The organism is Desulfurobacterium crinifex, from assembly GCF_054656775.1.
The window spans coordinates 1385808-1400164 of the sequence record NZ_BAAHXO010000004.1 but is presented as its reverse complement, the minus strand read 5'-3'; the positions used below and the strand labels follow the sequence as shown (position 1 = coordinate 1400164).

The following is a 14357-nucleotide window of genomic DNA, read 5'->3' as shown; positions in this document are numbered from 1 at the left end:
TGTTCATTTCTTTAAAAAACTTTTTATCTTCTCGTAGAGCTCTGGAAGTCTATCAATTAATACCTGAATCTTTTTCCACTCTCTGTAAGGTCTTGCTGGGAATCCAGCATAGGTGCCAGGTTCTTTAATGCTCTTCGTTATTCCTGCTTTTGCTCCAACGGTAACGTTGCTTGCAATTTCTATGTGTCCTGCTACTCCAACCTTTCCAGCAAGGGTTACAAAATCTCCAATCTTTGTGCTTCCCGAGATTCCAACCTGTGAAACGATAAAACAGTATTTTCCAATCTTGACGTTGTGTCCTATCTGAACGAGGTTATCGATTTTCGTTCCTTCTCCAATTACGGTATCTCCGATTGTGCCTCTGTCTATTGTTGTATTTGCCCCTATTTCTACAAAGTCTTCTATTATCACTCTTCCAGTCTGAGGAACTTTATAAATCTTCATCTCCTTCTTGCTGAAGGCATATCCAAAACCGTCTGAACCAATAACGGTTCCAGCGTGTATCCTAACAAACCTTCCAATCTTCGTTCTCTCATAAATTATTACATTCGGAAAAATTACGGTGTTGTCTCCAACTTCGCAGTTTTCTCCGATATAAACTCCTGGGAAGAGTCTTACGTTTTTTCCAATCCTTACATTTTCTCCGATACAGACATTGTCGCCTATATAACAGTTTTCTCCAATTTTTGCTGAGTCTGAGATTGTTGCTTTGTCAGATATTCTGGGCTCAGGCAGTTTTTCAGGATAGAGAACGGAAAGGGCTTTCGCAAAAGCCACATAGGGTTCTTCACAGATAAGTTGAGAAAGCCCAAGTCCTTCAATCTCTCTTTCAAGGAGAACAGCAGATGCTTTTGTATTTTTCAAGAACTTCTTGTACCTTGGGTTTGTAAGAAACGTCAAATCCCCTTCTTTAGCTTTCTGTATCTCAGAAATCCCGTTAATCTCAATATCAGGATTGCCGACTATCCTGCAATCTAAAATTTCTGCCAGTTCCTTTAGTTTCATGGCTTCGCCTGCTCGTTGTAAAGCTTGATAATTGTTTTAGTCAAATCGTACTTTGGATCTGCTGCTATGATTCCAGCTTCTCTCATTTCAACTATCATAGGAATCTTTTTTTCTTTCTGGTAGTTGCTGATAAGGTTTACTACATCTTTAACTATTTCCGTTGTATATTGCTTCTCAAGGTTCGATATCTCAATCTGCATATCCTGACGGTATCTCTGGAGATCCCTTATTTTCTGCTGGAGTTGTGTCTCCTTGTCTGCCTTCGCTTGAGCGCTGAGAACCGGACTTCTCAGCTCCTCCTTCAGTTTATTTATCTCCTGCTCCATCTTCTTAATTTCTTCTCTGGCTTTAGTAATTTTCGACTCAAGTATTGCTTTTGCTTGCTTTCCTTTATCAGATTCGTTTATTATCTCTTGTATATTCACATAGTAAATAACGAACTGCTGTGTCTGAGTTTCTTTTTCCTTTGCAGCAAGAGCATTTCCGCCTGTAATCAGTGAAAACAGAGTTGCAGCTAAAATTACCTTTTTCATCATTTATCCTCCATTAAAAATAACTTCCCATTCCAAAGTGCCATTCTGAAGAGCTTTCACCACTTCTCTTATCAAGCTTCCATCCCAAATCAAGTCTAATTGGTCCCATTGGTGTCATGACCCTCAGTCCAATACCTGCTGATTTTCTCATGTCGCCGATCTTAAACTCGTTCCACCAACCACCACCAACATCAACAAATGTGATAAGTCTCAGCATTCTTGTGACATCATACCCGAGTTCAAAGTTGAAAATGAGTTCTCTGTTTGCACCTTCAGGATCACCATTTTCATCTGTTGGTCCAGCCTCACCCCAGCTAAATCCTCTAACAGTTGTATCTCCACCAACATAGAATCTGTAGTCAATTGGTAATTCTGAAGTGCTTCCAAAGGCTTCTGCGTATCCAATTTTGGTATGAACAGACGCCACAAAGGGTAGTTCGATATCAATAGGTAGGTCGTTCAGATTGAAGTAGTAAGCATATTCTCCGATAACTTTGTAGAAATCTTCATCTCCACCCAAGAAATTTCCTGCAATTTGTGTTGTGATTGAGAAGTAATCACCTTTGTGGGGTAGGAATCTATTGTCCCTCAGATCTCTTGAGATAAATCCTGTTGCCATTCCAACGGTACTTATTCCTTCTTCATCTTTGACAATATCTGGAGCATCGTCTGAGATGTCGGTAATTTTATTTCTCTCTACCAGATATCCCAGTCCTATTTTCCAGTCTTCCCAGATTCTTCTTGTTACCATTGTTGAAAAACCTATCTTGTGGCTGGTATAGGTGAAGTATTCGTTTCGCCTGTTGTAGAGCCCAAGTGATAGTGTTTGAGGTTTGTCTAACCACCATCTATGATTATAGTTAAGATCAAAGTAGAAAACCCTTGAACCGGCTTGGAAAGAGATAGCTCCCGAATCTCCAGTTCCAAATAGGTTTCCTTTTGAAAGGCTGACCATTGCAACGAGCTTTGAAACAGAACTGTATCCCGCTCCTACAGAGAACATTCCTGTCAGTCTTTCTTTTACATCTACATTAACATCAACTTTGTTACCTTCAACAATTTTCGGTTTAACATCAACATTTTCAAAGTATCCTGTATTAAAGAGCCTTCTGACAGATCTTTCGAGCCTCACTGTGTTAAAAATTCCAGTCTCGTATAGGTCAAGTTCTCTTCTTATTGTTCTATCTCTTGTTGCGATATTTCCAGTGATGTTTATCCATCTAACGTAAGCTCTCTCTCCTTCATAGATGTGGAATGTGACATCGGTAGTGTGAGTTTCAGGGTGGATTTTTATTTCTGGATCAACGTTTGCAAAAATGTAACCCAGTTCACCGTATTTCCTTATTATCTTTTTCACAAGCTTGTCAACAAGTTCCTGGTTAAAGGTTTTTTCAGGTCTTATACCTTTCGAAAGTTTAAGAAAGTCCTTAGAAGAAAAGAGATTGTTTCCTTCAAAGAGAATCTTTCCAAATATGTATCGTTTGCCCTCACTTTTAATTGTGTATATAACCTTGTAACAACCGTTTTTTTCGACGACTTCGGGCTCTCCAACTTCTACATCGAGGAATCCCTCTCTATAGTACAGTTTCTTTATATTTTCAACATCCTGTTTCAAGTTCTCAGCAGAAAGGGGGGCAGAGAATCTTAAGTGGAGGAAGGATTTTTCTTTTGTAGCTAAGACATCCTTAATATCTCCGCTGCTAATTTCTTTGTTTCCTTTGATTTCTATGTTGCAAACATTTGCTTTCTTTCCTTCGTCTATCACAAACGTTGCAATAGCTCTTGTTGGTGAAATCCTTTCGATTGTATAGTAAACTTGGGTTCCTGGATAACCTTTTCTTTCATAGATTTCCTGGATTTTCTTCTTCAGAGTGTCTAAGTATTTGTAACTGAGAGGTTCTTGAAGTTTAGTTTCTTCTTCCTCTTCGTTTATAAGCCCAAGTTCTTCTTTCAATTTCTTGGAAGATAGACTTTTATTTCCTTTGAAAACGACATCGGTAATGATCGGTTTCTCTTTAACGAAATATCTGAGTATAACCCCTTTCTTTCCTTCTTTAACGTCAACAGAAATGTTTTCAAAGTAACCAAGCTTGAAAAGAGTTTTTATGTCCTTTGCAACTAACTTTCTTGAGAAGGTTTTACCTGGCTTTTCCGAGATGTAGTAAAGAATGGTACTTTTGGGAACAACCTCATTTCCGATTATCTCTACTTTTTCAACTACTTGCTGTTCATCTGCAAAGGTACCCTGCCAAATGAGAAGTGTTGATAGTAAAACTATCGCGTTGAGTATCAGTTTATTCACATTCGCCCCCGATAGTCTGTGGCTTGACTAATGATAGCACAAATTAAGATTTTGGGAGATAGATTTTAAAACAAGTTCCTTTTCCTACTTCACTTTCGACTTCTACCTTTCCTCTTAACCTTTCAATTGCCAGTTTTACTATTGATAATCCTAATCCGGTTCCTCCAAGTTTTCTTGATCTTGAGCGTTCCACTCTGTAAAAACGTTCAAAAATGAATGGAATGTGTGATTTGGGAATGCCTGGACCTGTATCACAGACGTAGATCTCAACTTCTCTGGTAAGGTCTCTGAATCCTATGACTACATTGCCGCCTTCTCTATTGTACTTAATGGCATTGTCTATTAGATTTTTCATTATTGCGTGGAACATTTTTTCATCAACGTTTATCCAGGCTTCTTCCGGGATGTCTATTTTTACTGTTATCCCCTTTTTCTCCACAAACTCTGAAAGATCATGAACTACCCTTTCAACAAAAGGCTTGAGTTTAATTTTAGTTTTTCTTACTGGAAAGTTGGCGCTTTCAAGCATTGAAAGTGTTATGAGATCTTCTATTAATTGTTCCATATAGTTAACTCTCTCTATCGCTTTGCGTAAAAACTTCTCAGCCTCAGGTTTGTCTCTACACTCCTCTTCAAGGGTTTCAAGGGAAAGTTTCATTGCAGCAACCGGTGTTTTAAGTTCGTGTGAAACGTTGGCAATAAAATCCTTTTTCAAGTTCTCATACTTCTTTATTGGAGTAAGATCGATGAGCAGGAGAACTTTTTCATCCATATCTGATCCAAAGATGACCTGTACGTATTTGTCTTTTATCTTCTTCTCCTGCCATGCTCTGTATTTTTCGTTAAAGCTTTCGTTGATCATTGAAATGACATCAAAGTTTTTGATTGCTTGATAGAAAAACTTTCCTATATCTTCTGGATGAATGTCGAGGAGCTCCCTTGCAAATTTATTCGTGAAAATAATCCTTCCGTAGGGATCCATTACCACAATTCCTTCATGAATAAGGCTCAGTGCCCTTGCGAGTAGTTTTGTGTTATCAATTTTCTGACCGATCTTTTTTTCCTTTGGTCGGCTTAATCTTAAAGTGGCTAAAGCTCTCTCCCGTTTCTTTCTTTCGGTATAGGCTATGTAGGCAAAAATCAGTGTCAACGTTGTCAGAAAAATGGTAATAGCAAGCAGTATGGCTTCCAACTTACCACTCCATTTGAATAATACTTTTGGAAAGTTTATCATTAACAGGAGTAAATTTAGACAAAGGGAGGATTCAATGGCGCTCAGGGTGGCTATTAACGGTTATGGAAGAATTGGTAGATGTTTTCACAGGGCGAGACTTAACGATCAAGATATTGAAATCGTTGCAATTAACGACCTAACAGATGCAAAAACACTTGCTCATCTCCTCAAGTATGACTCAGTTCACGGGAAACTTGAAGTTGATGTTGATGTAGATGGTGATGAACTGATTATTGGTGGAAAGAGAATTAAGGTCTTTTCAGAACCTGATCCTGAAAAACTTCCCTGGAAGGAACTTGAAGTTGATATCGTTCTTGAATCAACAGGAAGGTTCAGGGACAGAGAGGGTGCATCAAAGCATCTTAAGGCTGGAGCAAAGAGGGTTGTGATTTCTGCTCCTGCAAAAGAACCAGATATTACGATTGTTGTAGGGGTTAACCATAACGAGTACGATCCTTCAAGACATTTTATTGTTTCAAATGCTTCATGTACAACAAACTGTCTTGCTCCTGTTGCAAAGGTTCTCCTTGAGAACTTCGGAATTGAATCAGGTTTCCTTACAACGGTTCATGCTTATACTGCTGATCAGAGACTCCTTGATGCACCCCACAAAGACCTCAGAAGAGCAAGGGCTGCTGCTCTATCGATGGTTCCGACCTCAACAGGAGCTGCAAAAGCAGTAGGGCTTGTGATTCCTGAACTCAAAGGAAAGTTTAATGGAATTTCCATCAGAGTTCCCACACCTGATGTTTCTCTCATTGACTTTGTTTGCGTTGTAAAGAAAAACGTTACAGTTGAAGAGGTCAACGAAGCCCTCAGGAAAGCTGCAGAGGGAGAACTTAAGGGAATCCTTGAATATACAGAAGAGGAGTTGGTTTCTATCGATTACACAGGAAATCCACATTCAGCCATTGTTGATGGTAAAAGCACAGACGTTATCAACGGAAACCTTGTTAAAGTTCTTGCCTGGTATGACAACGAATGGGGTTATTCTGTAAGACTTGGTGATTTGATGAAACACATGGCTTCTGTAGGGGTGTAGGCTCTACGCCCACCCCTTTTTATAGAAAAATCACGGGCTAAAATCCTGTTTTTTTAAGCAGCTATACAACCAGACGTCCCGTAGGGACGTTGGTTCTTGCTTTTTGCATGGATATGAGTATGTGGTGGAGTGAACTCGCCACGAGGGAGAAGGGAAGGGACAACCTACCAAACTCCTTTAGAGGCCTACAAATTTAGTCGTAGATAGTTCACTTTTCCACTCTTCTAAGTTTTTAATGAGATAACCCCTTGCTGTTTTCCAGTTGTCTTCAAGTTGCTTTCGTGTTTTTTCCGGCATAAATGTAAGGGCTTTATCTATTACAGGAACAGTCAACCCACCTAAGTAACTTTTCTTTATCAGGTAGCTTTCCGGAGCAATAAAAGCTATTCCCAGGACGAAGATAGAGGCAATTGATATACCTCTGAAAATACCGAAGAGAAATCCCAACAGGTTGTTGAGCATTCCGAATGGAGTTTTCTGAAGTTGCTTATTGATACTAAAGGCAAAGTACTTGAACACCAGAAAAGAGATAAGGTAGATTCCAAAGCCAACAATAGCTATGGTAGTTGAATCGGGTTGTTTGGTACTTAGCAGTAGATTTGCTATGTGGTGAGAAAAGCTGAAAGCCAGAAAGAGGCTTATTACGATGCCTATCAGTGAAAGAATTTCCTCCACAAACCCCTTGTTGAATCCTCTTATAAGGTTCCATCCAAGTGTAATTACTATTAATCCATCAAGAACGTTAAGGGGAGGTAGATTCATAGAACCTCCATGCTGATATCAATCCATCTTGCTCCGGTTATTACTTTACTTGTGGATATAAAGTCTATGGGTTTGTCTTTGAGTTTTCTAATTTTCTCAATGGTTATATTTCCGGATACCTCAACTTTAATGGAACTTTTTGCACTCTTTAATTTCAAAGCTGCATTTTCTACTTTATCAATATCCCAGTTGTCAAGCATAACAATGTCAACAAGCTCAATAACTTGTATTACCTCTTCTAACTGCTTTTCATTCTCTATTTCGACTTCAATCTTTGTAGTTACGGGAATTGAAGAAGCAACTGACTTAACAGCAGATATTACTCCTCCGAATGCTTTAATGTGGTTGTCTTTTATCATTACTGCGTCGTAGAGTCCCATCCGATGGTTATAAGCTCCACCTATTTTGGTTGCATACTTTTCAAAATATCTCAAGCCAGGGGTAGTTTTTCTCGTATCAAGCAGCTTAACATTTGAGCCTTTTAAGAGGTTTATGTATTTTCGCGTTTCAGTTGCTATTCCTGATAGTCTCTGAAGGATGTTCAGAGCTGTTCTTTCACACGTCAGTAAGGTTTTAATGTTTCCATATACTTTTCCGATGACTTCACCACCTGAAATCTCTTCTCCCTCTCTTCTTTTCCATTCAAATGTTGTGTTATTATCATAAAGTCTGAAAACAGTTTCAAAAAACGGAATACCACATAGAATAAAGTCTTCTTTTGCGATAATTTCTGCTTCCGACTTCCTGTCTTCAATGGAAGCGGTAGTGAGGTCTCCGGGAAGGGCTAAATCTTCCTCTAAAAAGGATAAAATTGCCTTTTCGAGGTATATCTTATTCATTCATCCTCCACGGGGAGATAGTATGGTAAATGTTCCAAACGTTATAACGCTCATTAGAGGATTCTTAGTGCCTCTCTTCATTATGGCCGTTTTTTACAGGAATTTCAAGCTGGCATTATTTATCTTTCTGATAGCTGCAGTTAGTGATGCGCTTGATGGTTTTCTTGCCAGACGGTTGAATCAGGTTACAACGCTTGGAGTCATTCTGGATCCCCTTGCTGATAAAGCACTTATAAATTCTGGATTTATTCTGCTTTCTTATGTAGACAGGATTATTCCAGTCTGGTTAACGGTCTTTGTCATCAGCAGGGATATAATAATCCTTGTAGGTGGATGGCTTTTGGCCACTTTTGGAAAGATAAGCAGGATAAAGCCTACTTTAATTGGAAAAATGACAGCTTTCTTTCAGTTTTTTACTATTTTCATCACTCTTCTGAATCTGAACTATCAAATATGTCCTTCTCTGTGTATTAAAATAGTCTATATGATAACGGCCTTCTTAACTGTGCTTTCTGCTGTCAGCTACAGCATTCTGGGGATACGGGAGTTAAACAGTGAAAAAATATCTGACTGAGTTGTTTTTTCTTTCTTCTTTGGTTTCCCTGATAGTTGTTCTATTTTCAATGAAGGCTGCTATCATGCCTTTTTTTATTGGCTCGGCTGTTGCTTATGTTTCCTATCCGCTCTTCGAGTTCTTTCAGAATCTCACAGGTGAAAAACGGAGAATTTCAGCCGTTTTAACTCTTTTCTCCATTCTTCTTCTGGTGTTGATAGCTCTTTTCATAATTTTGCCAACGGTTATAGCTCAGGTTCAAAGTTTTGTTAAGTTCCTTCCTGAGCTGATGAAAAGGCTGGATGCCTTTATCTACAAATTCTTGGGAGAGCACTTTTTAAAGAAATTCAATTTTGATACTTCCACACTCCAGACATTGATTAAGAGCGCTTATTTCCAACTGGGATCTTTGCCGGTTGGGAACATTATCCAGAGATTGTTTTCAGGTGTTTTTTCTGTGTTTAATGTGTTGTTGAATATTGTTCTTGTTCCGTTAATAACCTACTATCTACTTGTAAATGCCAGAAAGATCAAGGAGCTCTATTTGACGATAGCACCTGTAAACATTAGGGATGAACTCCATGCTCTTCTGAATAAAGTTCACGATTCCCTCTCAAGCTATCTTATAGGTCAGATGGCAGTTGCAACGTTTGTTGGGTTCTATGTAGCTCTTGGTTTGTACTTTGTTGGTATAAAGTACTCCTTTTTAATTGGTTTTGTTGCTGGAGTTCTCAATATGGTTCCCTATGTGGGCTTTTTCTCAGGCTTAGTTCCATCTATCTTGTTGGCAATTTTTGACAATGGTGAGTTTACCTACGTTGTAGGAGTGTTAATCGTTTTTCTGACTGAGGTTGGAATAGAGAATCTCATTTATCCTATTGTCATGAGTAGGACTACAGGTATTAATCCTCTCCTTGTTCTTCTCTCAATATTTATAGGTGGTTACTACGGAGGACTTCTGGGTATTATCATAGCGGTTCCGGTTGCGGTTATGATTGTTCCAGTGTTTGAGACCTTTATAGAGAAGAAGGGAGCCGTGTAGTGCTTATCGGAATAACGGGAAATATAGGTTCCGGAAAGTCCACAGTTTCAAAGTTTCTTTCAAATGCTGGTTATAAAGTCTTCAATGCCGATGAAATAGGGAAGAAAGTTCTGTTGAGAGGTCAAAAGGGGTATGACGCCGTTTTGGAAAAATTTGGGAGGCAGATTCTCACAGAAAAAGGAGAAATAGATACTAAAAAACTTGCTTCAATCGTTTTTTCCGACAAAAAGAAGCTGGAAGAACTGACCTCAATAACCCATCCTTTGATCGAGGAAGAGATAGAATCAATAAAAACGGCTTACCGTAACCAGATTGTTTTTGTTGAGGCAGCTGTTCTTGTTGAATATGGTTGGCAGCGCTTATTTGATTTTATCGTTACTGTTTTTGCCTACAGAGGACAGAGGCTTTTGAGAGCTTCGAAGAAATTTGGCTTGAAAGAAGCAATCAAGAGAGATTCCTTTCAGCTTCCCTACAGAGAAAAGTTAAAATACTCTGACTTTCTGATATGTAACACAAAAGATATGTTACATTTGAGGAATCAAATTTTAAGTCTTATTCACTACTTAGAGGAGCTCAGAAAGTGCGAATAGCTTTCCTTGGAGACATTGTTGGAAGGCCGGGTAGAAGGGCAGTCAACTTGTGGCTTGAGGAAAACAGGAAAGAGATAGATCTCTGTATAGCAAATGGCGAGAACGGTGCCGCCGGTTTCGGGTTGACGGAGAAAGTTGCAAAGAATCTTTTCTCTTACGGTGTTGATGTTCTTACAGGTGGAAATCACACCTTTGACAAGAAGGAAATCTATCAGTTTATCGATAACTATCCAATTTTGAGGCCAGCAAACTATCCAGAGGGTACTCCCGGAAAAGGATACATTCTCCTTGAAGTCAAAGGAAAAAAAGTTCTCATTATCAATCTGATGGGACGGGTATTTATGGAATGTCTCAACAACCCGTTTTTCGTCTTTGACAGGATAGTTGAAGAGAATGAAGCCGATATTGTTATTGTGGATTTCCATGCTGAAGCCACTTCAGAGAAGTTAGCGTTTGGTTTCTATGTCGATGGCAGAACAACAGCAGTCTTTGGAACTCATACTCACGTTCAGACTGCAGACTTGAGACTTCTTCCAGAAGGTACCCTCTACATGACGGATGCTGGAATGTGCGGAGCTGTTGATACGGTTATTGGAATGGAAAAAGAAGAAGGGATATTCAGGTTTGTAAAGCAGCTCCCTGTAAAGCTTAAAGTACCTGAGAAGCCGAAAAAGATTCAGGTTTCTGGGGTTCTCTTTGAAGTGGATGAGAATGGAAAAGTAGTAAACTTCGAGAGAATTTTTCAAGTTTACCAGAGGAGAGAAGATGGCAGTTATATTAGATGGGAAGGCACTTTCTGAGAAGATTAGAGGTCAACTTAAAAGAGAGGTTGAAGAGCTTAAAGAGAAAGCAGGTAGAGAACCAGCTTTAGCGGTAGTTTTGGTTGGTAATGACCCTGCAAGTGAGATTTATGTTAGGAACAAGATAAAGGCGTGTCAGAAGATTGGAATCAGGTCGATCGATAAGAAGCTTCCTGCAAGTATTACGCAGGAAGAGTTAAATAGTATCGTCAGGGAGCTTAACGAAGATGAGACCGTAGATGGAATAATTGTTCAGCTCCCTCTTCCCAAGCATCTCTCGTGCAGAGAGGTTATTAACTACATCTCTCCTGAAAAGGATGTTGATGGTTTTCATCCAGTCAACGTTGGAAAGGCAGTTCTTGGGCTCTACGATGAGGGGTTAATGCCCTGTACTCCAGCAGGAGTTATGAAGTTCTTCGAGGAGTATAACATTGAACTTGAGGGTAAAAATGCCGTAATGGTTGGGCATAGCAATATTGTTGGGAAACCTTTAGCTAACATGCTTTTAAACGCAAATGCCACTGTTTCAGTCTGTCATATCTACACAAAAGACCTTGCCCATTACACCCGTAATGCAGATATCCTCTGCGTTGCAACTGGAGTGCCACATCTCATAAAAGAAGACATGGTAAAAGAGGGAGTTGTTGTAATAGATATCGGTATCAGCAGAGTAAATGGTAAGATAGTTGGTGATGTTGACTTTGAAAGGGTGAAAGAAAAGGCAGCGGCGATTACTCCAGTGCCAGGCGGTGTGGGACCGATGACAATTACGATGCTTCTTTACAATACAGTAAAAGCCTTTAAGATGAGGATGGGTTATTGAAAGTAATTCCATACATCGATCAGGAAAAGTGCATAGGTTGTGAAATCTGCGTGGACGTTTGTCCACAAGGTATCTTCATTATGAGCGAAGAAAAAGCTGTTGTGATGAGCCCTGAGAAGTGCAACGGCTGTGGAATCTGTGTTGAGAACTGCCCAACGGATGCTATCGCTCTAAAGTGGACAGATCTTTAGGAGGATTGATCTGTGCTGTTTATGAAGTCACTTTATCTATATTCCTTAACTTTATGGGTTGGAAGTATGTTTTTCTTTACTGCAATTGGAGCACCTGCTGCATTTAAAATCTTTAAAAAAGAAGATGCAGGAAAGTACACGGGGTCTGTTTTTCCAAAATACTTTGGTATAGGATACATTTTAGGACTGGCTGTTCTGGTTTCATTCTACCTTTTGACGAGAGATGCAATGAACATTTTTTCCTGGTTAAATTTAGTTTTTCTTCTGCTAATGAACATCTTTAACTTCATCAATGGATTGATAATTACGCCAAAAGCCAGTTTACTTAAAGTTAGTTTCTATCAAACTGGTGATAAGAGCTACTACGATAAATTCCTTAAGTTGCACCGAGTTTCCATGGTACTAAATGGCTTAACGCTTATTCTGGGGCTATTTTCTGTTGGCTTGACATCGCTCTATCTAACCTTTTAATACGAGGCAGAGATGACTCTAAAGCAGAACATTTACTTCCTTATTGTGGCTATCATAGTCATAGCCGTAACCCTATTCGCACTTCAGAATTTCCAAGATGTTGATGTTACAATTCCTTTTGTAGGAGTTTTTCACACCAAAATCTTTGTTGTTGTAGTTTTCTCATTCCTTGCCGGTTTTCTGGCAGCAGGTTTACTTTCTCTCATTCTTAAGATATTTTCTATTCCATCAAACATAAGGAGTAAGAGGAAAGAGAGTGCGGCTGGATCAGTTTCTGAAACTGTCAAGGATAGTGAAGAGGAGAAGTCAGGCAAAGGAACTATGTGATTTAAAGGTTGTCAGAGTAAACGGTCAGATAGTAAAGGCTTCAAAGGAAGTTAAACCTGGTGATACGGTTGAAATTGATACGGTTTCAAGGTATGTAAAGTTTACAGTTCTTGAGATTCCGTCTGGGAAGAACGTTTCAAAGAAAAAGGCACGGGAGCTCATTGAAATCATAGAAGACAGGAAGAAAGATATCAGGGATATTATTGACTTAATTTGAAGGATATGAGGGATGCCATGAGAACTTTCTTAGAAAGAGTTCTTGAGAACGTTGAGGAGTTTCCCCAGAAAGAGATTTTTGTAAAAAAGGAAAAAGGCAAATACTCCTCTTTAACCTATGAGGATTTCAAGAGACAGATTTCTACATTGCAGGAGAAACTTCAGAAACTTGGAGTAGAAGATAGAGTAGCAATCTTTATGGAAAACAGACCAGAGTGGATAAGTGGTCTTTTTGCTGTTCTCTTCAAAGGGGGAATAGCAGTTCCTGTTGACTATCTTATCTCAACTGAGGAGCTTTTTAACATTTTTAAGGATTGTCAGCCAAAAGTTGTGATTACTTCAAATCAAAACGTTGAAAAGGTCAGAGAGGCAATTAAAGATATTGGCTATCACATTCATATTTTGAACGTAGATGAGATAGATCTTACAAAGACACAGGAGAAGATACAGTTCGTTAGAAGAGATATTAATGACGTTATAGTCATTCTTTACACCTCGGGAACTACTGGCAATCCAAAAGGTGTAATGCTTACTGCCCGAAACCTTGATCACAACGTAAGAGCTATTGAAAACTTGGGAATCCTTAATGAGAATGACAGGTTTGTAGCAATCCTTCCTTTTCACCACACCTATCCTCTCTTAGCGACGGCAATTCTTCCAGTTACTTTGAGGTTACCACTTGCTTTCATTGAGAAACTTACTCCCAACGACATACTTTCAACGGTAAACGAGCAGAATGTAACTATTTTGGTAGGAGTACCAAAGCTCTATCAGGTAATTCACCATAACATAATGGTTGAGATTAAAAAGCTTCCTAAGTTGAAAAGACAGGCAGTCCTGACAGCTTTGAAGCTTTTCAGAAAGTTTGACATTAAACCGGTAGAGAAGAAGTTTTTTAAGGAGATACACAACAGGATAGGAAAAAGTTTGAGATTCATGATAAGCGGTGGAGCAAAGCTCAGTGAAGAGGTCTGGAGAGACTTTGAGGCATTTGGGTTTAATATTCTTGAAGGGTATGGATTGACTGAAACCTCTCCGCTTATTTCTGTAAACAGACCCGGTAAGAAGAAGATAGGAACTGCTGGAGCTCCAATAGATGAAGTTGAGGTGAAGACAACAGAGAAAGGAGAGATAATTGTTAGAGGTCCCAACGTTATGAAGGGTTACTACAATAAGCCAGAAGAGACAAAAAAGGTTATCAAAGATGGCTGGTTCTACACAGGGGACCTCGGTTTTATAGATGAAGATGGTTTCATTCATATAACGGGAAGAGCAAAAGAAGTGATAGTTCTTGATAACGGAAAGAATGTTTATCCTGAAGATATAGAAGTTGAAATCCTTAAGAGTCCTTACATTTTGGAAGTTGGAATTTTCTATCAGGATGGAGGACTAAGAGCTCTTGTCAGGCCGGACTTTGAACTCCTTGTAGAAGAAGGAATTGAAGATATTAAAGATTTCATCAAGCAGGAGATTCATAGAAGAACTAAACACCTTCAGCCTTACAAACGGGTGAAGGAGTTTAAACTGATAGATAGGGAGCTCCCAAGAACAAGGATTGGAAAACTGAGGAGATTCCTCCTTCCAGAGGTCTGGAAAGAGATAGAGTAAAGGGCTTAGTAGCAAGTAA

General features: G+C 39.2%; 17 protein-coding genes. 11 read left to right on the top strand and 6 right to left on the bottom strand.

Annotation, left to right across the window (positions count from 1 at the left end; translation table 11 throughout):
• Positions 1–3: 3 nt before the first annotated feature.
• From lpxD to ACYQ3A_RS09155, 4 genes are read right to left on the bottom strand one after another with little or no spacing between them, the layout of a single operon-like run.
• A complete protein-coding gene (lpxD, locus tag ACYQ3A_RS09170) occupies positions 4–1005 on the bottom strand; it encodes a UDP-3-O-(3-hydroxymyristoyl)glucosamine N-acyltransferase (protein WP_459897018.1) in 1002 nt (333 codons plus the stop codon).
• Positions 1002–1538 carry an OmpH/Skp family outer membrane protein gene (locus tag ACYQ3A_RS09165; protein ID WP_459897016.1) on the bottom strand — a complete coding sequence of 179 codons (537 nt, stop codon included), beginning with the start codon at positions 1536–1538 and terminating at the stop codon, positions 1002–1004. The genes lpxD and ACYQ3A_RS09165 overlap by 4 nt, the downstream gene beginning before the upstream one ends.
• Before the next feature lie 13 nt (positions 1539–1551).
• The gene (gene bamA, locus ACYQ3A_RS09160) at positions 1552–3840 is read right to left on the bottom strand and encodes an outer membrane protein assembly factor BamA (protein ID WP_459897013.1); all 2289 of its coding nucleotides are present in this window, start codon (positions 3838–3840) and stop codon (positions 1552–1554) included.
• Between the two features lie 43 nt (positions 3841–3883).
• A complete protein-coding gene (locus ACYQ3A_RS09155) occupies positions 3884–5032 on the bottom strand; it encodes a sensor histidine kinase (protein ID WP_459897011.1) in 1149 nt (382 codons plus the stop codon).
• A 76-nt stretch (positions 5033–5108) separates the two neighbouring features.
• On the opposite strand from ACYQ3A_RS09155, the gene gap reads away from it, so the two are divergent.
• Complete coding sequence (gene gap / locus ACYQ3A_RS09150; protein WP_459897010.1) at positions 5109–6116, top strand: type I glyceraldehyde-3-phosphate dehydrogenase; 1008 nt, start codon at positions 5109–5111, stop codon at positions 6114–6116.
• 177 nt (positions 6117–6293) lie between these two features.
• On the opposite strand, the gene ACYQ3A_RS09145 is transcribed toward gap, so the two are convergent.
• The gene (locus ACYQ3A_RS09145) at positions 6294–6878 is read right to left on the bottom strand and encodes a CvpA family protein (protein ID WP_459897009.1); all 585 of its coding nucleotides are present in this window, start codon (positions 6876–6878) and stop codon (positions 6294–6296) included.
• Positions 6875–7717 (bottom strand): carboxylating nicotinate-nucleotide diphosphorylase, encoded by an 843-nt coding sequence (nadC, locus tag ACYQ3A_RS09140; protein WP_459897008.1) that lies wholly within the window; start codon positions 7715–7717, stop codon positions 6875–6877. The genes ACYQ3A_RS09145 and nadC overlap by 4 nt, the downstream gene beginning before the upstream one ends.
• A 22-nt stretch (positions 7718–7739) precedes the next feature.
• Between nadC and pgsA the strand changes: the two genes are divergently transcribed.
• The 10 genes from pgsA to ACYQ3A_RS09090 are packed head-to-tail and all read left to right on the top strand — an operon-like array spanning position 7740 to position 14338.
• Positions 7740–8291, top strand: coding sequence for a CDP-diacylglycerol--glycerol-3-phosphate 3-phosphatidyltransferase (gene pgsA / locus ACYQ3A_RS09135; protein ID WP_459897007.1), 552 nt, complete (start codon positions 7740–7742; stop codon positions 8289–8291).
• On the top strand, positions 8272–9312 hold the full coding sequence (locus ACYQ3A_RS09130; RefSeq protein ID WP_459897006.1) for an AI-2E family transporter: 1041 nt from the start codon (positions 8272–8274) through the stop codon (positions 9310–9312). Before pgsA ends, ACYQ3A_RS09130 begins: the two co-directional genes overlap by 20 nt.
• Positions 9312–9902, top strand: a complete 591-nt coding sequence (gene coaE, locus ACYQ3A_RS09125; protein ID WP_459897005.1) for a dephospho-CoA kinase — start codon at positions 9312–9314, stop codon at positions 9900–9902. Before ACYQ3A_RS09130 ends, coaE begins: the two co-directional genes overlap by 1 nt.
• Complete coding sequence (locus tag ACYQ3A_RS09120; protein ID WP_459897004.1) at positions 9893–10702, top strand: TIGR00282 family metallophosphoesterase; 810 nt, start codon at positions 9893–9895, stop codon at positions 10700–10702. Before coaE ends, ACYQ3A_RS09120 begins: the two co-directional genes overlap by 10 nt.
• A complete protein-coding gene (gene folD, locus ACYQ3A_RS09115; protein WP_459897003.1) occupies positions 10668–11525 on the top strand; it encodes a bifunctional methylenetetrahydrofolate dehydrogenase/methenyltetrahydrofolate cyclohydrolase FolD in 858 nt (285 codons plus the stop codon). The genes ACYQ3A_RS09120 and folD overlap by 35 nt, the downstream gene beginning before the upstream one ends.
• Positions 11522–11716, top strand: coding sequence for an ATP-binding protein (locus ACYQ3A_RS09110; protein WP_459897002.1), 195 nt, complete (start codon positions 11522–11524; stop codon positions 11714–11716). Before folD ends, ACYQ3A_RS09110 begins: the two co-directional genes overlap by 4 nt.
• 21 nt (positions 11717–11737) lie before the next feature.
• Positions 11738–12187, top strand: coding sequence for a DUF4149 domain-containing protein (locus tag ACYQ3A_RS09105; protein ID WP_459897450.1), 450 nt, complete (start codon positions 11738–11740; stop codon positions 12185–12187).
• 12 nt (positions 12188–12199) lie between these two features.
• Complete coding sequence (locus ACYQ3A_RS09100; protein WP_459897001.1) at positions 12200–12514, top strand: lipopolysaccharide assembly protein LapA domain-containing protein; 315 nt, start codon at positions 12200–12202, stop codon at positions 12512–12514.
• Positions 12480–12731 (top strand): S4 domain-containing protein, encoded by a 252-nt coding sequence (locus tag ACYQ3A_RS09095; RefSeq protein ID WP_459897000.1) that lies wholly within the window; start codon positions 12480–12482, stop codon positions 12729–12731. The genes ACYQ3A_RS09100 and ACYQ3A_RS09095 overlap by 35 nt, the downstream gene beginning before the upstream one ends.
• 17 nt (positions 12732–12748) lie before the next feature.
• Complete coding sequence (locus tag ACYQ3A_RS09090) at positions 12749–14338, top strand: AMP-dependent synthetase/ligase (protein ID WP_459896999.1); 1590 nt, start codon at positions 12749–12751, stop codon at positions 14336–14338.
• Positions 14339–14357 lie beyond the last annotated feature (19 nt).